Here is a 20,024-nt window from a genome sequence, read left to right on the forward strand (position 1 = left end):
GCGGCAGGATGGGCCCATGAGCAACACGGAGCGGCGGCCCGACGAGGTCGTGTGCGAGGCGGCCGGTGCCGCGGCGATCGAGGTGATGACCTCGCGGGAGGTGCCGTTGGGCGGTCCCCGTGCGATGCGCGTACGCCGCACCCTGCCGCAGCGCCAGCGGTCCCTCATCGGTGCCTGGTGCTTCGTGGACCACTACGGTCCCGACGACGTCGCCGAGACCGGCGGCATGAGCGTCGCCCCGCACCCCCACACGGGGCTGCAGACGGTCAGCTGGCTCTTCACCGGCGAGATCGAGCACCGCGACAGTGCCGGGAACCACGCCTGGGTACGGCCCGGCGAGCTGAACCTGATGACCGGCGGTCGCGGCATCAGCCACTCGGAGGTGTCGCCGCCGTCCACGACCACGCTGCACGGGGTGCAGCTGTGGGTCGCGCTGCCCGACGCCGACCGAGCGGTCGACCCCGGCTTCGAGCACCACGTCCCCGACGAGGTCGCCGGCGAGGGCTGGCGGGCGCGGGTCTTCCTCGGGTCGCTGCTGGGCGAGGTGTCACCAGTGGTCACCCACACCCCGCTGCTGGGGGCCGAGGTCGTCCTCGACCCGGGGGCCACGCTCGACGTCCCGCTGGAGGAGTCCCACGAGCACGGCGTGCTCGTCGACACCGGCGGCGTGGCGATCACGGGGGCGGCGACCACGGACGACCAGCACGGGGTGGAGCCCGTCGAGGTCCCCCGGCACGACCTGGCCTACGTCCCCACCGGCACCGGCAAGGTCCGGCTGACCGCCGGGCACGAGGGAGCACGGCTCCTGGTGCTGGGCGGTCCGCCGTTCGGCGAGGCCATCGTCATGTGGTGGAACTTCGTCGGCCGCAGCCACGAGGAGGTCGCGGCATTCCGGCAGCAGTGGCAGGACCAGATCACCCGCGACGGCGAGGTCGTGGCGGACTCCCAGGACGTGGCCGACGGGCCGTTCGGCACCGTCCTGGGCGACCACCTACCGCCGATCCCCGCACCCGCCCTGCCCAACGCCCGCCTCAAGGAACGCCGATGACGCGCGGGGACGGACGGTCGCCGTGGGACCGGTGACCGGCGAGGACGGCGTACCCCGCTGCCCGTGGGCGGGCACCGAGCCGTCGACGATGCGCGACTACCACGACCACGAATGGGGACGCGCGGTCCGCGGTGAGGCGGCGTACTTCGAGCGGCTGACCCTCGAGGCGTTCCAGTCGGGCCTGTCGTGGGCGACGATCCTGGCCAAGCGGCCCGCGTTCCGCGAGGCCTTCGACGGCTTCGACGCGGACGCGGTGGCGGCGTACGACGACCGTGACGTCGCGCGACTGATGGCCGACGCCCGCATCGTGCGCAACCGGCGCAAGGTCGAGGCCGCCCTGACCAACGCCCGCGCGACGGTCGCGCTGCGCGAGGACGGCGGACTGCCCGCGTTCGTCGACGGGTTCGCGCCCGCGGCGCACCCGCGACCCACGACGACCGAGGAACAGGCGACCACCTCGACGGAGTCGACCGAGCTGTCGCGGGCGCTGAAGCGGCACGGGTTCGCCTTCGTCGGGCCGACCACGATGTTCGCGCTGATGGAGGCGATCGGGATCTTCGACCCGCACCTGCTCGGGTGCCACCGGAGGTCCGCGTGATCCGAGGACTCACCGGACTCATCGTCTTCCAACTGGCCGGGGAGCTCGTCGTGCAGCTCACCGGCCTGCCCGTGCCGGGCCCGGTGGTGGGGATGCTGTTCCTGTTCGTGTGGCTGCAGTGGCGCGACCCCGGCGAGGACACCGCGCTGGTGCGCGCCGGGTCCGGCCTGCTGCGCCACCTCCAGCTGCTGTTCGTCCCGGCCGGCGTCGGCATCACCGCCTACCTCGGCGAGCTCGCCGACTCCTGGCTCCCGATCCTGGTCGCGATGCTCGGGTCGTGGCTCATCGCGCTCGCCGGGGTCGGTTGGACCGCCGTCGCCCTGGAGCGGCTCCTGGGCCGCCCGCGGGACGACTACGCGGGGGAGGGGGCCTGATGCTCGACCCCGTCCTCGACGTGCTGCGCTCGCCGGTGGGCCTGATCGCCATCACCTTGGCCGGCTACCAGCTCGGCCGTCGCCTGCAGGACCTCTCCGGAGGCCACGCCGCGGTGCAGCCCACGCTGGTCACCATCGTCGTCGCCGGCACCGCCATCGGCCTGCTCGGCGTCGACTACCCCGACTACCGCGCCGGCACCGAGCTGATCGCGTTCTGGATGGGACCGGCCACCGTGGCGCTGGCGATCCCGCTGCACCGCCAGGCCGGCCGGCTCAAGGGATTCGTGGTGCCACTGCTGACCGCGGTCGTCGTCGGCGCCGTGCTCTCGATCAGCAGTGCCGTGCTGCTCGCGCGCGCCCTCGGCGCCGACGAGGTCATCGCCAAGACCCTGGGCACCAAGGCCGCCACGACCCCGGTGGCGATCGCGCTCAGCGAGGGGATCGGCGGTACGCCGCCGCTCGCGGCGGTGTTCGCGATCATGATCGGCATCTTCACCGCGATCCTCGGCCCGGCCACCCTCAACCTGCTGCGGATCCGCGACCGGCGGGCCCGTGGCCTGGCGGTCGGGGCGGTGGCGCACGGGATCGGCGCGTCGCGGATGCTGCGCGAGGACGAGACCGAGGGCGCGGTCGCCGGCCTCTCGATGGGACTGACCGCCCTCGCGATCAGCCTCGTGCTTCCGCTGCTCGCACTGTGGCTGTTCTGAGCCCGGATCTTGAGCCGTGGGCGTGCCCCGGCCACCGCGACGTGGACGCTAGCGTCGTGCCATGACGCGGATCCACGCCTTCACCGACGATGCCCTGGGAGACCTCGACGCGGTGGGGGTCGCCGAGTCGCTGCGTGCCGGCTCGGTCTCGCCCCGCGAGGTGCTCGAGGCCGCGATCGCCCGGGTGGAGCAGGTCGACCCGGAGCTGAACGCGATGGCGCACCCGGCCTACGACCGCGCCCGCACGGGGTCCGGCACCGTCGGCGACTCCTTCCTGGCCGGCGTACCGACGGTGGTGAAGGACAACTGCGACGTCGCGGGCATGCCCACGATGAACGGTGCCGACGCCTGGGACCCCACGCCCGCGAAGAAGGACGGCGACTGGGCCCGGATGTACCTCGGCACCGGTCTGGTCAACCTCGGCAAGAGCCAGCTCTCCGAGTACGGCTTCAGCGCCGCGGCCGAGCACCCGCGGTTGGGCCCGGTGCGCAGCCCGTGGGACACCACCCGCATCGCCGGCGCCTCGAGCTCCGGTGCCGCCGGCCTGGTCGCCTCGGGGGCGCTGCCGATCGCCCACGCCAACGACGGGGGCGGCTCGATCCGCATCCCCGCCTCGGTCAACGGGCTGGTCGGGCTCAAGCCGACCCGCGGTCGGTTCGCACAGGACCAGGCGCTGCGGACCATGCCGGTCCGGATCATCTCCGACGGGGTGCTGACGCGCAGCGTCCGCGACACGGCGGTGTTCTGCCGGGAGGCGGAGAAGGTGTTCCGCGACGTCGAGCTGCCGCCCATCGGTGACATCCGGCGCCCGGGCAAGAAGCGGCTCACGGTCGCGCTCAACACCACCGGCGTCGCGCGCGGGGCCGACCCGGAGGTCACCGCCCTCACCGAGGGCGTCGCCCGTCGGATGGAGGAGCTGGGGCACCGCGTGGTCGAGGTCGAGCCGCCGGTCTACGACGGCTTCGAGGCCGACTTCCTGCTGTACTGGGGGAGCCTCTCGACGGCCATGCTGAGCACGGGGCGGCTGGTCCACGGCAGCTCCTGGCGCCGTGACCGCCACGACAACCTCACCCTCGGCCTGGACCGCCACGTGCGGCGCAACCTCCACCGGCTGCCGGGGGCGATCCGGCGACTGCGGCGCAGCGCGGCGATCGCGGCGGAGTTCTACGAGACCTACGACGTCACGCTCACGCCGGTGCTGGCGCACCCGACGCCCGAGGTCGGCCACCTCGACCCGACGCAGGACTACGACATCATCCTCGAGCGGCTCCTGGACTGGGTGGCCTTCACCCCGCTGCAGAACGCGACCGGGACGCCGGCGATCTCGCTGCCGCTGGCGACCACCGCCGACGGGCTCCCGCAGGGCATGATGTTCGGCGCCGGTGCGGGCGACGAGGCGCTGCTGCTCGAGCTCGCCCTGGAGCTGGAGGAGGCCGCTCCCTTCGCCCGGATCACCGACTCCTGACGCGCTCCCCGCTGGCCGTCGTACGCCGCGGAGCCGGCTGGGGGAGGCCGGATTTCGCACCGGTGGGCAGGCGTGTGTATCGTTCAGCGGCGTTGCCCCTTTAGCTCAGTCGGCAGAGCGTCTCCATGGTAAGGAGAAGGTCTACGGTTCGATTCCGTAAAGGGGCTCTGGGAGCAGGGCTGCTCGATCCGGTTGCCCTCGACCCCATGGCGGGGTAGCTCAGGTGGTTAGAGCACACGGCTCATAATCGTGGTGTCGCGGGTTCAAGTCCCGCCCCCGCTACGCCAAAGACCCAACGCATCCGTCCGCAGCAGAAGGATTCCCCGTGGCCAGCAAGACCTCCGACGTTCGTCCGAAGATCACGCTCGAGTGCACCGAGTGCAAGGAGCGGAACTACATCACCAAGAAGAACCGGCGGAACAACCCCGACCGGATGGAGATGTCGAAGTTCTGCCCGCGCTGCGGCAAGCACACCGGTCACAAGGAGACCCGCTGACCCAGCGGTCCTGACACGACGACGCGGCCCGGCACGATGCCGGGCCGTTCGTCGTTTTCGGGGCCGCTTCACACCGTGCAGTCCGGCGGTCGCCAGTCGGCGAGGTCGGCCACCTCGAACCGCGCCAGCTGCGGGACCAGCGGCCGGCCGCCCCGACGCCAGTACGGCGCCGAGGTCGACTCGCTCAGCACCCACAGGTGCTCCTCGCCCAGGGCGGTGCCCTCGGCGCCCGGGATGAAGCCGCGCCGGCGCTGGCCGGCCTTGAGCTCCCCGCAGCGGGTCGTCGAGCGGACGAACCACACCCGCGGCTCGCCACCGGCCGGCGCGCCCCAGAACGCACCCTGGGTCCGGGGCGGCACCCACCGCCGTCCGGCGGCCGCGCCGCGACGTACCTCGATCACACCGTCGGCCAGCAGGTCCTGCGGGTCGTACCAGTGGAGCCGGGCACGGCGGTGGTCGCTCCACCCGACCAGCCCCAGCCGTCCCCGCGCGTCGTGGAGGACGGTCGACCCCCAGACCGGCAGCACGATCGCCCAGGCCCGCTTCGTCGCGAGGGTGTCGGGGTCCAGCAGCCACAGTCGACGCTTCTCGGTGAGCCACAGTCCGTGCTCGTCCCGGCTGAGCCCGCCGCCGTGGCGGCAGCCGACCGGGTCGCGGTGCCCGACCTGGCCACCGACCCGCGCCCGCTGCGTGACCCGCTCCCCGTCCCGCAGGTCGATGCGCAGCACGCGGCAGTACTTGTGGCCCACCGCTCCGTGGTCGTAGCCGCTGACCCAGGCCGTCCGACCGCGCACGACCAGCCCCTGCGGCACGAACTCGCTGTCGGTGTGGGGCAGCCAGCGTGCCGCGCACATCGACTCGTCGTTGGGGAAGCGGTCCAACGCGCCCCGCAGGTACGCCGGGGCGGTCCCCCCGACGTCGTCCCGCGTCGGCGGACCGCAGCCGGCGACCGGCCGGTCCTCGGTCGCCGGAGGCTCAGCGGCGGTGCACGCGGTGACCGCGGCCAGCAGGGCGACCCAGGGCACCAGCCACCTGCCGCGTCGCGCTCGCATGCCGCCGCAGCCTACGAGGTCCCGGTGCCCGAACGGCTGCCCTAGGCTGGCGCCATGCCGATCGATGCCTCGCTGGCCGGACGGGAGTTCCCCGAGACCGCGCCGTACGCCGTCACCGCGGACGCGGTGGCCGCCTTCGCCGAATCCGTGGGTGCCGCCGCCGAGCCGGTGCCACCGACCTTCCCGATCGTGGTGACCTTCGAGGCGATGCTGGGCTTCCTCGAGGCCGAGCAGGTCGACCTGTCCCGGATCGTGCACGGCGACCAGAAGTTCTCCTACACCCGCCCGGTGCGGGTGGGCGACGAGCTGCGGGCGCGGCTGCGGGTGGAGAAGGTCCGCTCGCGCGGCGGCGCGGACTTCGTGTCGACCACCAGCGAGATCGTCGATGCCGACGACGCGACCGTCTGCACCGCACAGGCCACGCTGGTCCACCGGTCCGGGGAGGACGCATGACACTCACGACGGGTGCGGAGCTCGCGCCGCAGGACTACACGATCACGCGGGCCGACCTCCGTGCGTACGCCGAGGCCAGCGGTGACCACAACCCGATCCACCAGGACGAGGCGGTCGCGACCGCGGTGGGCCTGCCGGGCGTGATCGCACACGGCATGTACACCATGGCGCTGGTCGCCCGCGCCGTCGCCACCTGGACCGACGGTGCGGAGGTCGTCGACCTCGGCTGCCGCTTCACCGCCCCCGTCGTCGTGCCCGCGGAGGGCGGCGCCACGGTGCGCGTCGCCGGCACCGTCAAGGCCGTCGAGGACGGCCTCGCCACCCTCGCACTGGAGGTCACCAGCGGCGAGGAGAAGGTGCTGGGTGCGCCCAAGGCGGTCGTGCGGCTTGGCTGAGCCGAGGAACCCCCAGGCAGTGCAGGCCGAGCCGCGTGGTCCGGCCGGGTCCCATGCACTCGCCGCCCGGACGACCCTGCGGTTGGGCGGCCCCGCCCGCGCCTGGGTACGGGCCGAGACCGAGTCGGCGCTGGCCGATGCCGTCGCCGCCGCCGACGCCGCCGGCGAGCCGGTGCTCGTGCTCGGCGGGGGCAGCAACGTCGTCGTCGCCGACGACGGCTTCCCGGGCACCGTGGTCGAGGTCGCCACCACCGGCATCGAGGCCGACGGCACCCGGGTCCGGGTCGCGGCCGGCGAGGACTGGGACGCCCTCGTCGCGCATGCCGTCGATCGTGACTGGTCCGGCATCGAGGCACTCTCCGGCATCCCCGGCTCGGTCGGCGCCACGCCGGTCCAGAACGTCGGCGCCTACGGCCAGGAGGTCTCCCAGACCATCGCCGAGGTGCGGGTGTGGGACCGCCGCGCCGGCGAGGTGAGGAACTACCCCGCCGACGAGTGCGACTTCGGCTACCGCACGTCCCGGTTCAAGGCCGACCGGTACGACGACCGCGGCGGCGCCCACGTGGTGCTCTCGGTGACCTTCGACCTCGCCGAGGGACCCCTCGGCGCGCCGGTGGCCTATGCCGAGCTGGCGCGCCACCTCGGCGTCGCGGTGGGGGAGCGGGCGCCGGCGAGCGACGTCCGGTCCGCGGTGCTCGGGCTGCGCCGCGGCAAGGGCATGGTGCTCGACCCGGACGACCACGACACCTGGAGCGCCGGGTCCTTCTTCACCAACCCGATCATCGCGCCCGACCGTGTCCCCGACGGCGCGCCCGCCTTCGCGACCGACGACCCGGACCTGGTCAAGACCAGCGCCGCGTGGCTGATCGAGCACGCGGGCTTCGGCAAGGGGCACCCGGGATCGGGCGCCGCACGGCTGTCCACCAAGCACACGCTCGCGCTGACCAACCGGGGCAGCGCGACGACGGCGGACCTGCTGGCGCTCGCCCGCGAGGTCCGCGACGGGGTGCGTGAGGCCTACGGCATCACGCTGGTCAACGAGCCGGTGCTCGTCGGCTGCACGCTCTAGGGAGAGTCAGTAGCCGGGGCCGGAGAACGCGCCCAGTCCGATGAAGGCCAGCACCGCGAGGGTGCCCAGCAGCGTGAGCACGCCGAGCACGGTGCCGATGATGCTGCACACCAGGCCGGCGACGGCGTTGCCGCGGTTGCCGTAGCGGGCCGGGTCGGCGTCGATCTCCGAGCGGGCCCGCAGGCCCTGCCAGATCCCGAACGGGCCCACCAGGGCGCCGAGTGCGCCGAGGAACCCGCACAGGCAGGCACCGATCACCGCGACCGCGATGCTGGTGATCCCCAGCGCCAGCGACGTGGTCGCCCCGGTGTGCGACAGCGGCACCGCGGGTCCGTAGCCACCCATCGGGGCGCCGTACGCCGGCGGCGTGCCGTAGGGCGGCGTACCCGGTGGGGGTGGGGGAGGCGGCGACCCGCCGTCGGACCAGTCGGACCAGCCGGACTCCTCGGGACGGTCCTCGCCACCCGGGGGCGGGTAGTGCTCGCTCACGCGGGCAGTGTTCCATCCCGTGGGTCCGGGGCCGCCAACCAGGCGTCGATGTCGGCCATCGCCTGCTTGACGACCTCCTCCGGCGCGCGGCTGGCGCGGAAGGACATCCGTGCCAGTTCGGCGAGCTGGGTGTCGTCGAGGTCGTGGGCGGCCCGCATCGTGGCGTACTGCCCGGCCAGACGGGACCCGAAGAGCAGCGGGTCGTCGGCCCCCAGCGCGAGGGTGGCGCCGGCCTCCATCAGCTGCGGGACGGGCACCGAGCTCAGGTCGGAGTGGACGCCGAGGGAGACGTTCGAGGTCGGGCAGATCTCCAGTGCCACGCCGGCCTCGACGATGCGGTCCAGCAGTGCGGGGTCCTCGACCGCACGCACGCCGTGCCCGAGCCGGTCGGCGTGCAGCACGTCCAGGCACACCTCGATGTGCTCGGGCCCGCACAGCTCGCCGCCGTGCGGTGCGAGCATCAGGCCGGCGCGCTCGGCGATCGAGAACGCCTTCTCGAACTCCCGCGTCGTCCCACGCCGCTCGTCGTTGGACAGCCCGAAGCCGATCACGCCGTGACCGACGTACTGCGCCGCCAGGCGGGCCAGCGTGCGGGCGTCGAGCGGGTGGCGGGTGCGGTTCGCGGCGATGATGACGCCCATGCCGACGCCGGTGCGCTCGGAGGCGTCGCGCACCGCGTCCAGCACGAGGTCGGTGAAGGCGGTGGTGTTGCCGAACCGGCTGGCGTAGCCGCTAGGGTCGACCTGGATCTCCAGCCAGCGGCCGCCGTCGCGGGCATCGTCCTCGGCCGCCTCCCGGACCAGCCGGCGTACGTCGTCCTCGGTGCGCAACACGCTCCGCGCGACGTCGTACAGCCGCTGGAAGCGGAACCAGCCCTTCTCGTCGCGTGCCGACAGCTGCGGTGGCCACTGGTGCACGAGTGCGTCCGGGAGGTGGATCCCGTCGCGTTCGGCGAGCTCGAGCAGGGTCTCGTGGCGCATCGACCCGGTGAAGTGCAGGTGCAGGTGGGCCTTCGGCAGCGCATGGAGGTCCCGCATCCGGGCAGCGTAACGGCCACCGGGAGCGGGCGATTGGTCGCCGCTGGTCGGAGTGCGTAGACTCCACCCCTGGTGGCTTTCCCACATGCTCAGTCGCGCCCTCACGCAGGTCGCGCTCGGGGCGGGTCGGCCGTCGGAGGGCACTAGCTCAATTGGCAGAGCATCGGTCTCCAAAACCGAAGGTTGGGGGTTCAAGTCCCTCGTGCCCTGCGAGAAGTGACGAACTCGGAAGCGATGGATGAGGTGAGCAGCGTGTCGGACGCCGACACCGTCCGCGGGGACCGCGGTCCCGGCAAGCCGGACCGGTCCGGCGCTGACAAGCGCACCGGTCCGGTGACCTTCTACCGCCAGGTGGTCGCCGAGCTCCGCAAGGTGGTCTACCCCACGCGGGACCAGCTGGTGACCTACTTCCTCGTCGTGATGGCCTTCGTGCTGGTGATGATCGGCATCATCACCGCGCTGGACTACGCCTTCGGCCAGTTGGTGTTCGAGGTCTTCGGTGGCGCAGGAAGTCTCTGATCAGGATGGAGCAGGACGTGAGTGAGCAGTACGACGGCGACTCGATGACCGAGCAGGACTCGGCGACCGAGTCGGACTCGACCTTCGAGCAGGACTCGGTGGTCGATCCCGTCGAGACCCCCGAGGACTCCGTGGAGGAGACCGACGACGCCGGGACCGACGCCGACGAGGCGACGGAGGAGGAGCCCGCCGCGGCCGCGGACCCGCTGGAGGAGTTCCGCCGCGAGCTGTGGGCCAAGCCCGGCGAGTGGTTCGTCGTGCACACCTACTCCGGCCAGGAGAACGGGGTCAAGCGCAACCTCGAGAACCGCATCACCTCGCTCAACATGGAGGACTACATCCACGAGATCGTGGTCCCCACCGAGGAGGTCGCGGAGATCAAGAACGGCCAGCGCAAGATGGTCAAGCGGACCGTCCTGCCCGGCTACGTCCTGGTCCGCATGGACCTGACCGACGAGTCGTGGGCCGCCGTACGCCACACCCCGTCGGTGACGGGCTTCGTGGGCCACAGCCACCAGCCCGTGCCGCTGAGCATGGGTGAGGTCGAGAACATGCTGGCCCCCACGATCGTGCCCTCCGAGCCGGTCGTCGTCGACGCCGACCAGGGTGCGGCGGCTTCCTCCGGCGGTGGGCAGCCGGCCAAGAAGCCGGTCGAGGTCGCGGACTTCGCCGTGGACGACTCGGTGCTCATCGTCGACGGCGCGTTCGCGACGCTGCACGCCACGATCACCGAGATCAACGCCGAGTCGCAGCGGGTCAAGGCGCTGGTGGAGATCTTCGGCCGCGAGACCCCCGTCGAGCTCAGCTTCGACCAGGTGCAGCGCGTCTGACGGTCCGGCCTCGCTCGCGAGCTTGCGAGCGAGCATGCCGGACCGACAGGACCGAGTTGGGTCGAGCGAGCGCGCGGCTGAGCCTGCGAAGCCGCGACCGCGGGTCGAGACCCACCGCAGCGTTCGGACGGACCGCACCCGATTTCGTCCCCACGCGAAAACCCCGCACAATGTGAGGGTTGCCCACGTGGCGACCGCAGGTGGCAGAGGGCGCCCGACGCCCTCGTCATGACCACGAGAGAGAAAGAGAAACGCAATGCCTCCCAAGAAGAAGATCGCCGCACTCGTCAAGGTGCAGCTGCAGGCGGGTTCTGCCTCCCCGGCCCCGCCGGTCGGTACGGCGCTCGGTCCGCACGGCGTCAACATCATGGACTTCTGCAAGGCGTACAACGCCGAGACCGAGTCCCTGCGTGGCGAGATCGTGCCGGTCGAGATCACGATCTATGAGGACCGGTCCTTCGACTTCATCACCAAGACGCCGCCGGCGTCGGAGCTGATCAAGAAGGCAGCGCAGATCAAGAAGGGCTCGAGCGTCCCGCACAAGGAGAAGGTCGGTTCCATCACCGCCGACCAGGTGCGTGAGATCGCCGAGAAGAAGATGCCCGACCTCAACGCCAACGACGTCGACCAGGCGATGAAGATCGTGGCGGGCACCGCCCGTTCGATGGGCATCGACACCCCCTGACCGTCGGCACGTACGCCGAACCCTGTGGCAGGGCCGCGCTGGCCCGCTGACCACGACTTCTGAGAAGAGGAACCCATGCAGCGCAGCAAGTCCTACCGCGCCGCCGTCGAGACCTTCGACCGCGACGCCCTGCACACCCCGGCCGAGGCGATCAAGATCGCCAAGTCGGTCAGCAAGAAGAAGTTCGACGAGACCGTCGAGGTCGTCCTGCGGCTCGGGGTCGACCCGCGTCAGGCCGACCAGATGGTCCGCGGCACCGTCAACCTGCCGCACGGCACGGGCAAGACCGCCCGGGTCCTCGTGTTCGCCACCGCGGACAAGGCCGAGGCCGCGCGTGAGGCCGGCGCGGACGAGGTCGGCGACGACGAGCTGATCGAGAAGGTGGCCGGCGGCTACCTGGACTTCGACTCGGTCGTGGCCACCCCGGACATGATGGGCAAGGTCGGCCGGCTCGGTCGCGTGCTCGGTCCCCGCGGCCTGATGCCGAACCCGAAGACCGGCACCGTCACCCCGGACCCGGCCAAGGCCGTGACCGACATCAAGGGCGGCAAGATCGAGTTCCGCGTGGACAAGCACGCCAACCTGCACTTCATCATCGGCAAGGCGTCCTTCGGCGAGGAGGCGCTCACCGAGAACTTCACCGCCGCCGTGGACGAGGTGCTGCGACTGAAGCCGTCCAGCTCCAAGGGCCGCTACGTCAAGAAGGTCACGGTCTCCACGACCATGGGCCCGGGCGTGCAGATCGACCCGAGCTCCAAGGAGGTCGCCACCAACTGAGGTGGTCCGACCCCCTGGGTACTGACGCCGAGTCGGCGTGAACTCGACGAGTTCACGCCGACTCGGCGCTTTTGTGGGCCGAGTTCACGCCGACTCGGCCCCGGGGCTCAGTCACTTGGTGAGCTGTTCCACCGCGGCCAGGGCGACGCACAGGGCGACGCCGGCCATCGCGGTCTCGACGTCGGCCAGCGAGGGGAAGGTCGGGGCCAGGCGGATGTTGCGGTCGTGCGGGTCGTCGCCGTGCGGGAAGGCCGACCCGGCCGGGGTGAGCGCGATGCCGGCGTCGCCGGCAAACGCGACCACGCGCGAGGCGGTGCCGTCGACCACGTCGAGGTTGACGAAGTAGCCGCCGGTCGGGCGGCTCCAGGTGGCCACGCCGCGCCCGGCCAGCCGCGCGGTGAGTGCGTCCTCGACCGCGGCGAACTTCGGTGCGATCAGGTCGCGGTGCTGACGCATGTGGGCGCGCACGCCCTCGGCGTCGCCGAAGAACTCCAGGTGGCGCAGCTGGTTGACCTTGTCGGGGCCGATCGCGGCGAAGGAGAGCCGCTCCAGCCACCACGCGACGTTCTCCGGCGAGGCGGCGAGTGCCGCGACGCCGGCGCCGGCGAAGGTGATCTTGGAGGTCGAGGCGAACATCACCGGCCGGTGGGGGTGGCCCGACGCCGCCGCGAGCCCGAGGGCGTCCGCGCTCTTGGTCTCCTCGGCGGTGAGGTGGTGCACGGCGTAGGCGTTGTCCCACAGGATGCGGAAGTCCGGGGCGGCGGTCGGCATCGCCATCAGCTCGGCGGCGACCTCGGTGCTGCACACCGAGCCGGTGGGGTTGGCATAGGTCGGCACCAGCCACATGCCCTTCACTGCCGGGTCGTCGGCGACGAGCTCGCGTACGGCGGCCACGTCGGGACCGTCCTCGTGCATCGGCACCGGCAGCATCTCGATGCCGAGCTCCTCGAGCATCGTGTAGTGGCGGTCGTAGCCCGGGACCGGCGTGATGAACTTGACCGTCGGCTCGGCCGACCACGGCCGGGGCGAGTCCGGCCCGCCCTTGAGGATCAGCCAGGTCAGGGTCTGGTACATCATCGTCAGGCTCGAGTTGCCCCCGCACACGACGCGGTCGGCGTCGACGCCGAGCAGGTCGGCGAAGATCTCCCGCAGTGCCGGCAGGCCCTGCAGTCCGCCGTAGTTGCGGACGTCGGTGCCGTCGGGGTCGACGTGGGTGCTCGGCAGGTCCAGCAGGCCGTTGGACAGGTCGAGCTGCTCGGGGGCGGGCTTGCCACGGGTGAGATTGAGGTCGAGGCCCTTCGCCCGCAGCGCGTCGTACTCCTCACGCAGGCGGGTGAGCTCGGAGGCGAGGTCGTCGGCGGACAGGTCGGCGTACGGCGTGGTGGTCACCGCCCCATCTTCTCAACTCCCCGGTCCGTGGTGTCGAGACCCCGACGATCGGACGACTCGGCCGGGAGGTGGCCCTGCCGCGGTTTTGGCGGTGGCGCCGCGACGGCGTACTGTACTTCTCGCAACCAGAGACCGCCGGTTGTCCGGATCGTCCCGCCGCACGCGCAGGGCGACACGGACCGAAGGTGCCGCTCACGCGGACGGCCAGCGCAGGTGGACCAGAGCAGGATTCGATCCTCACGCCCTGAACGCCTGCGTTCGGGGCGTTTCGCATGTCGGTCCCCGGAAACGAGCGTCGGTCTCGTCAGATCCGGAAGGAGACCCATGGCGCGGGCAGAGAAGCAGGCCGCCGTCGCGGAGATCGTTGAGTCGCTCAACGAGTCCAACGGCGCCGTGCTGACCGAATACCGTGGCCTCAGCGTGGCGGAGCTGCAGCAACTGCGGCGCTCGCTCGCTGAGCACGCCGACTACGCCGTGGTCAAGAACACGCTGGTCAAGATCGCCGCGAAGGAGGCGGGCGTCGAGGGCATCGACGACCTGCTCACCGGGCCGACGGCCATCGCCTACATCACGGGCGACGTCGTCGAGGCGGCCAAGGGCCTGCGTGACTTCGCCAAGGCACACGAGGCCCTTGTCATCAAGGGTGGTGTGCTCGACGGCGAGAACCTCGACCCGAGTCAGATCGCCAAGCTGGCCGATCTCGAGTCGCGCGAGGTGCTCCTGGGCAAGCTGGCGAGCGGCATGCTCGCCTCGCTGTCCCAGGCGGCCCGACTCTTCCAGGCCCCGCTCTCCCAGACCGCCCGCCTCGCGGGTGCGCTGGAGGCCAAGGCCCAGGAGGACCCCTCGGTGCTGGCGGGTGCGGGCGACGCCCCGGCCGCTGCCGAGGAGCCGGCCGCCGAGGAAGCCGCCGAGGAGTCGGCCTCCGAGGAGTGAGTCGCGGCCGGCGACGCCGGCCACGGCCCTTGACCACACCTGATCCACATCCCATCCGGTCCCAGTGGGACCACCACGGCATCATCTAGAGGAAGGAACGCCACCATGGCGAAGCTCAGCACCGACGAGCTGCTCGATGCATTCAAGGAAATGACCCTCATCGAGCTGTCCGAGTTCGTGAAGCAGTTCGAGGAGACCTTCGACGTCACCGCCGCCGCGCCCGTCGCGGTTGCCGCGGGTGGCGCTGCCCCGGCCGCCGGTGGCGGCGACGAGGGCGGCGAGGCCGAGAAGGACGAGTTCGACGTCGTCCTGGAGTCCGCCGGTGACAAGAAGATCAACGTCATCAAGGAGGTCCGCGCGCTGACTTCCCTCGGCCTCAAGGAGGCCAAGGACCTCGTCGAGGGTGCGCCGAAGGCCGTCCTCGAGGGCGTCGACAAGGAGGCCGCCGAGAAGGCGAAGGAGGCCCTGGAGGGCGCCGGCGCCGAGGTGACCGTCAAGTGACCCTCGCCTGAGGCGAATCACTCCCGGAGGGCGGGTCCTGCTGCGGCAGGGCCCGCCCTCCGTCGTCGTGTCGTGGTGGTGCCGGCGCGGTGGCGGTGCCGACCACCCGTCGACAACGATTCCGTCTCGCACCATGGCGGTTTCGTGACGCGCGCCACGGTCAACGCGTAACCTCCGTGTTCGGTCATAGTTAACTGGTGAGTAGGTGCCCGACACCGTCGCCCGAGGGAGGGCGGAGCGAGAACGGCGGGCCCACCGGCGACGACGACACTGAGGAGAGGTCGCATGGGAGTGGAGATCAAGATCGACGACTTGACCAAGTCGTTCGGCAAGGACCTGATCTGGGACGGCGTGACCCTGACGATCCCCGCCGGTGAGATCTGCGTGATGCTCGGCCCGTCCGGCACCGGCAAGTCCGTCCTCCTCAAGACCGTGATCGGGCTGCTCAAGCCCGACCGGGGCTCCGTGCTCATCGAGGGCACCGACATCGCCTCCTGCTCCGAGCGCGACCTCTACGAGATCCGCAAGCTCTTCGGCGTGCTGTTCCAGGACGGCGCGATGTTCGGCTCGATGAACCTCTACGACAACGTCGCCTTCCCGCTGCGTGAGCACACCAAGAAGGGCGAGTCGGAGATCCGCGACATCGTCATGGAGAAGATGGACCTGGTGGGCCTCCTCGGTGCGGAGGACAAGCTGCCCGGTGAGATCTCCGGCGGTATGCGCAAGCGCGCCGGCCTGGCCCGTGCACTGGTCCTGGACCCGGAGATCGTGCTGTTCGACGAGCCCGACTCCGGCCTGGACCCGGTCCGCACCAGCTTCCTCAACCAGCTGATCGTGGACCTGAACGCACAGATCGACGCGACGTTCCTCATCGTCACCCACGACATCAACACCGCCCGCACGGTGCCAGACAACATCGGCCTGCTCTACCACAAGCACCTGGCGATGTTCGGTCACCGCGAGCAGCTCCTCAGCTCCGACGAGCCGGTGGTGCGGCAGTTCCTCAACGCGCAGAAGATCGGCCCGATCGGCATGTCCGAGGAGAAGGACGCCGACGAGCTCGCTGCCGAGGGCGACCAGGAGATGCCGCCGTTGCCCCCGATCGCACTGCAGCTGGAGCCCTCCAACGGCATCCCGCGCAAGGGCCAGCGCCCGCCGGGCGAGTGGTGCCGCGAGCACGGCGTGACGCCTCCGCCGGGATCCTTCACCCCCGAGGCCGCCACGGCGGCAGTGGGCTGAGGGAGGCTCCACTTCCGTGTCCCAGATGGCGACCCGCGTCCTGGCCCCGGTCGGGACCGCGGGCAAGCTCTTCGCCTTCGGCCTCGACGTCGGCCGTGGGCTGTTCCGGCGACCCTTCCAGCTGCGTGAGTTCCTGCAGCAGGCCTGGTTCATCGCCTCGGTCACCATCGTCCCCACCGCGCTGGTCGCGATCCCGTTCGGTGCGGTCATCGCTCTCCAGGTGGGTGGCCTGATCAAGCAGTTCGGCGCCCAGTCCTTCACCGGTTCGGCGTCGGTGCTGGCGGTGATCCAGCAGGCCGGCCCGATCGCGACCGCGCTGCTGATCGCGGGCGCCGGCGGGTCGGCGATCGCCGCGGACCTCGGTGCCCGCAAGATCCGTGAAGAGCTCGACGCCATGATGGTGCTCGGCATCGACCCGATCCAGCGCCTCGTCGTGCCCCGCGTGCTGGCCGCGATGCTGGTGGCCGTCTTCCTCAACGGCATGGTCAGCGTCGTCGGCGTCGCGGGCGGCTACGTCTTCAACGTGATCCTGCAGGACGGCACGCCGGGCGCCTACATGGCCAGCTTCACCGCGCTCGCCCAGATCCCCGACGTGTGGATCGGCATGGTCAAGGCACTGATCTTCGGTCTCATCGCCGCCATCGTCGCCGCCTTCAAGGGCATGAACGCCGGTGGCGGTCCCAAGGGCGTCGGCGACGCGGTCAATGAGTCGGTCGTCATCACCTTCCTGCTGCTCTTCGTGGTCAATTTCGTCCTCAGCACGATCTACCTCGAGCTCGTCCCGCCGAAGGTCGGCTGAGCCATGGCGAACGTGAAGGCGATCTACGAGCGGCCGCTGAAGGGTCTGGACACCCTCGGCCAGGAGCTCTCGTTCTACATCAAGGTCCTCATGGCGCTGCCCCGCTCGGTGCGGCGCTACCCCAAGGAGATCCTGCGGATCCTCGCCGAGGTGACGCTCGGGTCGGGCGCGCTCGCCGTGATCGGCGGCACCGTCGGCGTCATCGTCGGCATGACCTTCTTCACCGGTGCCCAGGTCGGGCTGTCGGGGTACGCCGCGCTGGACCAGCTGGGCACGGCGGCACTGTCGGGCTTCGTCTCGGCCTACTTCAACACCCGCGAGATCGCGCCCCTGGTCGCCGGCATCGCACTGGCCGCGACCGTCGGCTGCGGCTTCACCGCCCAGCTGGGCGCGATGCGCATCTCCGAGGAGGTCGACGCGGTCGAGGTGATGGCGATCCCGTCGATGCCGTTCCTGGTGGCCACGCGCGTGATCGGCGGCCTCATCGCGATCGTGCCGCTCTACGTCGTCGGCCTGCTCTCCTCCTACATGGCCAGTCGCCTGGTGGTGGTGCAGTTCTACGGCCAGTCGACGGGCACCTATGACCATTACTTCTACCAATTCCTGCCACCGGGCGACGTCCTGTGGTCCTTCGGCAAGGTGTTGGTCTTCGCGGTCGTGGTGATCCTGATCCACTGCTACCACGGCTACACCGCGAGCGGCGGTCCTGCGGGCGTGGGCGTCGCGGTGGGACGCGCGGTGCGCACCAGTATCGTCGCGATCAACGTCATCGACCTGTTCTTGTCGATGGCCATCTGGGGCACGACGACGACGGTCAGGCTGGCGGGGTGATGCGCTGATGATCCACCGGTTGCTGACCTTCCACAAGGCGCTGGGCGTCGTGTTCATCGCGCTGCTGCTGCTCGGGGTGTGGGCCTCCTACGGCATCTTCACCAAGAAGTTCGCCGAGTACGAGGAGATCACCCTCCAGGCCGGTTCGATCGGCCTGCAGCTGCCCGCGCGGGCCGACGTGAAGGTGCGCGGCGTCATCGTCGGCGAGGTGCTGGAGATGGACCCCGGCGGCGCCGACGACGCGATGCTCACGCTGGGCATCTACCCCGACGAGCTCGACACCATCCCCGCCGGGGTCACCGGCGCGATCGTGCCCAAGACGCTCTTCGGCGAGAAGTACGTCTCCTTGAAGATCCCCGACGGCACCGACACCAGCGGCCCGGCGATCCGGGCCGGTGCGGTGATCGACGAGACCGAGCTGGCCGTCGAGGTCGAGCAGGTGCTCACCGACATCTACCCGCTGCTGCGCGCGGTGCGGCCGGCCGACCTGAACGTCACGCTGACCGCCCTGGCGACCGCGCTGGAGGGCCGCGGCGAGGCGCTCGGCGAGAACCTCACGCGGCTGGACTCCTACCTGAAGCGCTTCAACCCGCAGATCCCGGCGCTGCTGGAGGACCTGCGACTGACCGCGGAGACGTCCGACATCTACGCCGACATCCTCCCCGAGGTCGCGACCATCCTGGACAACACGGTGAAGACGACCCAGACGCTGGAGGGACGCGAGGGCGTGCTCAACCAGTTCCTGCGCGACACCGACTCCTTCGCCTCGACCGCCCGCGGGTTCCTGGACCGCAACGGCGACCTCATCGAGCGGTTCGGCAACCTCAGCGTCCGTCAGCTGCGGTTGCTCAGCAAGTACTCGCCGATCTTCCCCTGCGTCACCGAGGGCCTGGTCGGGGCCAGCGATCGCCTGAGCGAGGCGTTCCGCGGCTACGAGCTGCACATCATCCTCGAGCCGCTGCCCAACCAGCCCCGCAAGTGGACCCCGCAGGACCAGCAGCGATTCGCCGACACCCGGGGGCCGGACTGCGCCGAGCTGCCCAACCCGCCCTTCAGCCAGGAGGGCGACAACTTCCGCAAGTCGGTGCCGGACTTCAACGACGGCGTCGACGAGCCCACCGGCAAGGGCACCCAGCGCGTGGCACCCGGGTTCTCCGAGGGGTACACGGGCACCGGCGAGGACATGGACGTCCTGCGCTCGCTGCTTGAGGAGCACTACGACGTCCCCGGCAGCGACCTCGGTGTCGCCTTGGCGGGGCCACTGGCGACAGGAGGTGACCGCTGATGGCACGCATGGACAAGGAGACCACCTTCGACCTCGTCCGGCTGGTGATCTTCGGCGTCGTCACCACGCTGTTCACCGGGCTGCTGGTGATGACCATCGGCAACCTCTCCTTCGGTGCCACGCTCTCCTACCGGGCGCAGTTCTCCGACGTGACCGGCGTCGTCGAGGGCGACGACGTGCGCATCGCCGGGGTGAAGGTCGGCTCGGTGGAGGACATCGAGATCATCGAGGGCAACCGGGCCCGACTGACGTTCACCGTCGACGAGGACAAGCGGCTCGCCACGAGCACGCAGGTGAAGATCCGCTACCGCAACCTCGTGGGACAGCGCTACCTCGCGCTGACCCAGACCGCCGACGGCGGCGACGACCTGGCCGAGGGCGACGAGATCCCCATCGACCGCACCGAGCCGGCGCTGGACCTGACCAAGCTCTTCAACGGGTTCAAGCCGCTCTTCGAGGCGCTCACCCCCGACGACATCAACCGGCTCTCCTTCGAGGTCGTCCAGGTCTTCCAGGGCGAGAGCGGCACGGTCGAGAGCCTGCTCGCGACCACCGCCTCGGTGACCCAGACCCTGGCCAACCGGGACGCCCTGATCGGCGACCTGCTCGACAACCTCGACTACGCGCTGGACCACATCGCCGACCGCGAGCGCGAGCTCACCGACACCATCCAGAGCTTCCGCACCCTCGTCGGGGGGCTGAAGCAGGACCGTCGGGCGATCCTGGACTCGCTGGACGGGATCTCCGAGCTCTCCGTCGAGACCGCCGACCTGCTCCAGGGCCTCCGGGCGCCGTTGGTGCGCGACATCAAGGAGCTGCGCAGCGTCGCGACCAACCTGGACAACAACAAGGCCGAGGTCGACCGGGCGCTGCAGGTGCTGCCGATCAAGCTCAACAAGATCGGTCGCACCGCCACCTACGGCTCCTGGTTCAACTTCTACCTGTGCAACTTCTCCGCCTCGGTGAAGCTCAGCGGCGACAACCTCATCCCGCCCATCAACTACCAGACCTACAACGGCAACGACGACCACCGTTGCGAGCTGCCGTGAGGTG

At 70.8% G+C, this 20,024-nt stretch carries 24 protein-coding genes and 3 tRNA genes; 23 read left to right on the forward strand and 4 right to left on the reverse strand.

Annotation, left to right across the window (positions count from 1 at the left end; translation table 11 throughout):
• The first annotated feature begins 16 nt into the window (after positions 1-16).
• The 8 genes from KUV85_RS16095 to rpmG all read left to right on the forward strand — a co-directional run bounded on the left by KUV85_RS16095 (position 17) and on the right by rpmG (position 4,688).
• Positions 17-1,048, forward strand: a complete 1,032-nt coding sequence (locus KUV85_RS16095) for a pirin family protein (RefSeq protein WP_219960901.1) — start codon at positions 17-19, stop codon at positions 1,046-1,048.
• Positions 1,049-1,070: 22 nt separating this feature from the next.
• Positions 1,071-1,646, forward strand: coding sequence for a DNA-3-methyladenine glycosylase I (locus KUV85_RS16100; protein ID WP_237690160.1), 576 nt, complete (start codon positions 1,071-1,073; stop codon positions 1,644-1,646).
• Positions 1,643-2,020 (forward strand): CidA/LrgA family protein, encoded by a 378-nt coding sequence (locus tag KUV85_RS16105; RefSeq protein ID WP_219960902.1) that lies wholly within the window; start codon positions 1,643-1,645, stop codon positions 2,018-2,020. The genes KUV85_RS16100 and KUV85_RS16105 overlap by 4 nt, the downstream gene beginning before the upstream one ends.
• A complete protein-coding gene (locus KUV85_RS16110; protein WP_219960903.1) occupies positions 2,020-2,727 on the forward strand; it encodes an LrgB family protein in 708 nt (235 codons plus the stop codon). Before KUV85_RS16105 ends, KUV85_RS16110 begins: the two co-directional genes overlap by 1 nt.
• A 61-nt stretch (positions 2,728-2,788) precedes the next feature.
• Positions 2,789-4,192 (forward strand): amidase, encoded by a 1,404-nt coding sequence (locus KUV85_RS16115; RefSeq protein ID WP_219960904.1) that lies wholly within the window; start codon positions 2,789-2,791, stop codon positions 4,190-4,192.
• Positions 4,193-4,286: 94 nt separating this feature from the next.
• Positions 4,287-4,359 (forward strand) — tRNA-Thr (locus KUV85_RS16120).
• A gap of 41 nt (positions 4,360-4,400) precedes the next feature.
• A tRNA-Met gene (locus KUV85_RS16125) sits at positions 4,401-4,474 on the forward strand.
• A gap of 43 nt (positions 4,475-4,517) precedes the next feature.
• Positions 4,518-4,688: a 50S ribosomal protein L33 gene (rpmG, locus tag KUV85_RS16130; RefSeq protein WP_219960905.1), complete on the forward strand. Its 171-nt coding sequence runs from the start codon at positions 4,518-4,520 to the stop codon at positions 4,686-4,688.
• A gap of 68 nt (positions 4,689-4,756) precedes the next feature.
• Here rpmG and KUV85_RS16135 read toward each other — a convergent pair whose 3' ends face one another.
• On the reverse strand, positions 4,757-5,740 hold the full coding sequence (locus tag KUV85_RS16135) for a hypothetical protein (protein ID WP_219960906.1): 984 nt from the start codon (positions 5,738-5,740) through the stop codon (positions 4,757-4,759).
• Between the two features lie 54 nt (positions 5,741-5,794).
• Here KUV85_RS16135 and KUV85_RS16140 point away from each other — a divergent pair, with 54 nt between their 5' ends.
• The 3 genes from KUV85_RS16140 to KUV85_RS16150 are packed head-to-tail and all read left to right on the forward strand — an operon-like array spanning position 5,795 to position 7,657.
• Entirely contained in the window at positions 5,795-6,193 is a 399-nt protein-coding gene (locus KUV85_RS16140) for an FAS1-like dehydratase domain-containing protein (protein WP_219960907.1), read from the forward strand.
• Complete coding sequence (locus KUV85_RS16145) at positions 6,190-6,588, forward strand: MaoC/PaaZ C-terminal domain-containing protein (RefSeq protein WP_219960908.1); 399 nt, start codon at positions 6,190-6,192, stop codon at positions 6,586-6,588. Before KUV85_RS16140 ends, KUV85_RS16145 begins: the two co-directional genes overlap by 4 nt.
• Before the next feature lie 19 nt (positions 6,589-6,607).
• On the forward strand, positions 6,608-7,657 hold the full coding sequence (locus KUV85_RS16150; RefSeq protein WP_219962936.1) for a UDP-N-acetylmuramate dehydrogenase: 1,050 nt from the start codon (positions 6,608-6,610) through the stop codon (positions 7,655-7,657).
• Positions 7,658-7,663: 6 nt separating this feature from the next.
• Here KUV85_RS16150 and KUV85_RS16155 read toward each other — a convergent pair whose 3' ends face one another.
• Together KUV85_RS16155 and KUV85_RS16160 are read right to left on the reverse strand one after the other, a co-directional pair.
• Positions 7,664-8,146, reverse strand: coding sequence for a hypothetical protein (locus KUV85_RS16155; protein ID WP_219960909.1), 483 nt, complete (start codon positions 8,144-8,146; stop codon positions 7,664-7,666).
• Positions 8,143-9,183: an adenosine deaminase gene (locus KUV85_RS16160; RefSeq protein ID WP_219960910.1), complete on the reverse strand. Its 1,041-nt coding sequence runs from the start codon at positions 9,181-9,183 to the stop codon at positions 8,143-8,145. Before KUV85_RS16160 ends, KUV85_RS16155 begins: the two co-directional genes overlap by 4 nt.
• A 137-nt stretch (positions 9,184-9,320) precedes the next feature.
• On the opposite strand from KUV85_RS16160, the gene KUV85_RS16165 reads away from it, so the two are divergent.
• From KUV85_RS16165 to rplA, 5 genes are all read left to right on the forward strand, one after another.
• Positions 9,321-9,393: transfer RNA gene (locus KUV85_RS16165), tRNA-Trp, on the forward strand.
• A gap of 33 nt (positions 9,394-9,426) precedes the next feature.
• Positions 9,427-9,702, forward strand: a complete 276-nt coding sequence (secE, locus tag KUV85_RS16170) for a preprotein translocase subunit SecE (RefSeq protein ID WP_219960911.1) — start codon at positions 9,427-9,429, stop codon at positions 9,700-9,702.
• Between the two features lie 17 nt (positions 9,703-9,719).
• A complete protein-coding gene (nusG, locus tag KUV85_RS16175; RefSeq protein ID WP_237690161.1) occupies positions 9,720-10,532 on the forward strand; it encodes a transcription termination/antitermination protein NusG in 813 nt (270 codons plus the stop codon).
• Between the two features lie 256 nt (positions 10,533-10,788).
• The gene (gene rplK / locus KUV85_RS16180) at positions 10,789-11,217 is read left to right on the forward strand and encodes a 50S ribosomal protein L11 (protein WP_219960912.1); all 429 of its coding nucleotides are present in this window, start codon (positions 10,789-10,791) and stop codon (positions 11,215-11,217) included.
• Between the two features lie 75 nt (positions 11,218-11,292).
• A complete protein-coding gene (gene rplA / locus KUV85_RS16185) occupies positions 11,293-11,994 on the forward strand; it encodes a 50S ribosomal protein L1 (protein WP_219960913.1) in 702 nt (233 codons plus the stop codon).
• A 111-nt stretch (positions 11,995-12,105) separates the two neighbouring features.
• Here the strand turns inward: rplA and KUV85_RS16190 are convergent, their stop codons facing one another.
• Complete coding sequence (locus KUV85_RS16190; RefSeq protein ID WP_219960914.1) at positions 12,106-13,383, reverse strand: aminotransferase class I/II-fold pyridoxal phosphate-dependent enzyme; 1,278 nt, start codon at positions 13,381-13,383, stop codon at positions 12,106-12,108.
• Positions 13,384-13,707: 324 nt separating this feature from the next.
• On the opposite strand from KUV85_RS16190, the gene rplJ reads away from it, so the two are divergent.
• From rplJ to KUV85_RS16225, 7 genes are all read left to right on the forward strand, one after another.
• Positions 13,708-14,316 carry a 50S ribosomal protein L10 gene (gene rplJ, locus KUV85_RS16195; RefSeq protein ID WP_219960915.1) on the forward strand — a complete coding sequence of 203 codons (609 nt, stop codon included), beginning with the start codon at positions 13,708-13,710 and terminating at the stop codon, positions 14,314-14,316.
• Positions 14,317-14,421: 105 nt separating this feature from the next.
• Complete coding sequence (gene rplL, locus KUV85_RS16200; RefSeq protein WP_219960916.1) at positions 14,422-14,817, forward strand: 50S ribosomal protein L7/L12; 396 nt, start codon at positions 14,422-14,424, stop codon at positions 14,815-14,817.
• Between the two features lie 285 nt (positions 14,818-15,102).
• Positions 15,103-16,056, forward strand: a complete 954-nt coding sequence (locus KUV85_RS16205) for an ABC transporter ATP-binding protein (protein ID WP_219960917.1) — start codon at positions 15,103-15,105, stop codon at positions 16,054-16,056.
• 25 nt (positions 16,057-16,081) lie between these two features.
• The gene (locus KUV85_RS16210; protein ID WP_219960918.1) at positions 16,082-16,855 is read left to right on the forward strand and encodes an MlaE family ABC transporter permease; all 774 of its coding nucleotides are present in this window, start codon (positions 16,082-16,084) and stop codon (positions 16,853-16,855) included.
• 3 nt (positions 16,856-16,858) lie between these two features.
• Positions 16,859-17,686, forward strand: coding sequence for an MlaE family ABC transporter permease (locus tag KUV85_RS16215; RefSeq protein WP_219960919.1), 828 nt, complete (start codon positions 16,859-16,861; stop codon positions 17,684-17,686).
• Between the two features lie 7 nt (positions 17,687-17,693).
• Positions 17,694-18,971: an MCE family protein gene (locus KUV85_RS16220; RefSeq protein WP_219960920.1), complete on the forward strand. Its 1,278-nt coding sequence runs from the start codon at positions 17,694-17,696 to the stop codon at positions 18,969-18,971.
• Positions 18,971-20,020, forward strand: coding sequence for an MCE family protein (locus tag KUV85_RS16225; RefSeq protein WP_219960921.1), 1,050 nt, complete (start codon positions 18,971-18,973; stop codon positions 20,018-20,020). Before KUV85_RS16220 ends, KUV85_RS16225 begins: the two co-directional genes overlap by 1 nt.
• Positions 20,021-20,024 lie beyond the last annotated feature (4 nt).

It is taken from the genome of Nocardioides panacisoli, assembly GCF_019448235.1.
Lineage (GTDB): Bacteria > Actinomycetota > Actinomycetes > Propionibacteriales > Nocardioidaceae > Nocardioides > Nocardioides panacisoli_A.

What these genes read in the sequence shown, in the direction of transcription:
- rplJ (WP_219960915.1), top strand. Translation starts at nt 13,708, where the DNA reads ATGGCGCGGGCAGAGAAGCAGGCCGCCGTCGCGGAGATCGTTGAGTCG.
- KUV85_RS16095 (WP_219960901.1), top strand. Translation starts at nt 17, where the DNA reads ATGAGCAACACGGAGCGGCGGCCCGACGAGGTCGTGTGCGAGGCGGCC.
- rplK (WP_219960912.1), top strand. Translation starts at nt 10,789, where the DNA reads ATGCCTCCCAAGAAGAAGATCGCCGCACTCGTCAAGGTGCAGCTGCAG.
- KUV85_RS16215 (WP_219960919.1), top strand. Translation starts at nt 16,859, where the DNA reads ATGGCGAACGTGAAGGCGATCTACGAGCGGCCGCTGAAGGGTCTGGAC.
- rplL (WP_219960916.1), top strand. Translation starts at nt 14,422, where the DNA reads ATGGCGAAGCTCAGCACCGACGAGCTGCTCGATGCATTCAAGGAAATG.
- KUV85_RS16225 (WP_219960921.1), top strand. Translation starts at nt 18,971, where the DNA reads ATGGCACGCATGGACAAGGAGACCACCTTCGACCTCGTCCGGCTGGTG.
- KUV85_RS16220 (WP_219960920.1), top strand. Translation starts at nt 17,694, where the DNA reads ATGATCCACCGGTTGCTGACCTTCCACAAGGCGCTGGGCGTCGTGTTC.
- KUV85_RS16210 (WP_219960918.1), top strand. Translation starts at nt 16,082, where the DNA reads ATGGCGACCCGCGTCCTGGCCCCGGTCGGGACCGCGGGCAAGCTCTTC.
- rplA (WP_219960913.1), top strand. Translation starts at nt 11,293, where the DNA reads ATGCAGCGCAGCAAGTCCTACCGCGCCGCCGTCGAGACCTTCGACCGC.
- KUV85_RS16160 (WP_219960910.1), bottom strand. Translation starts at nt 9,183, where the DNA reads ATGCGGGACCTCCATGCGCTGCCGAAGGCCCACCTGCACCTGCACTTC.
- KUV85_RS16205 (WP_219960917.1), top strand. Translation starts at nt 15,103, where the DNA reads ATGGGAGTGGAGATCAAGATCGACGACTTGACCAAGTCGTTCGGCAAG.
- KUV85_RS16110 (WP_219960903.1), top strand. Translation starts at nt 2,020, where the DNA reads ATGCTCGACCCCGTCCTCGACGTGCTGCGCTCGCCGGTGGGCCTGATC.
- KUV85_RS16145 (WP_219960908.1), top strand. Translation starts at nt 6,190, where the DNA reads ATGACACTCACGACGGGTGCGGAGCTCGCGCCGCAGGACTACACGATC.
- KUV85_RS16140 (WP_219960907.1), top strand. Translation starts at nt 5,795, where the DNA reads ATGCCGATCGATGCCTCGCTGGCCGGACGGGAGTTCCCCGAGACCGCG.
- KUV85_RS16115 (WP_219960904.1), top strand. Translation starts at nt 2,789, where the DNA reads ATGACGCGGATCCACGCCTTCACCGACGATGCCCTGGGAGACCTCGAC.
- KUV85_RS16135 (WP_219960906.1), bottom strand. Translation starts at nt 5,740, where the DNA reads ATGCGAGCGCGACGCGGCAGGTGGCTGGTGCCCTGGGTCGCCCTGCTG.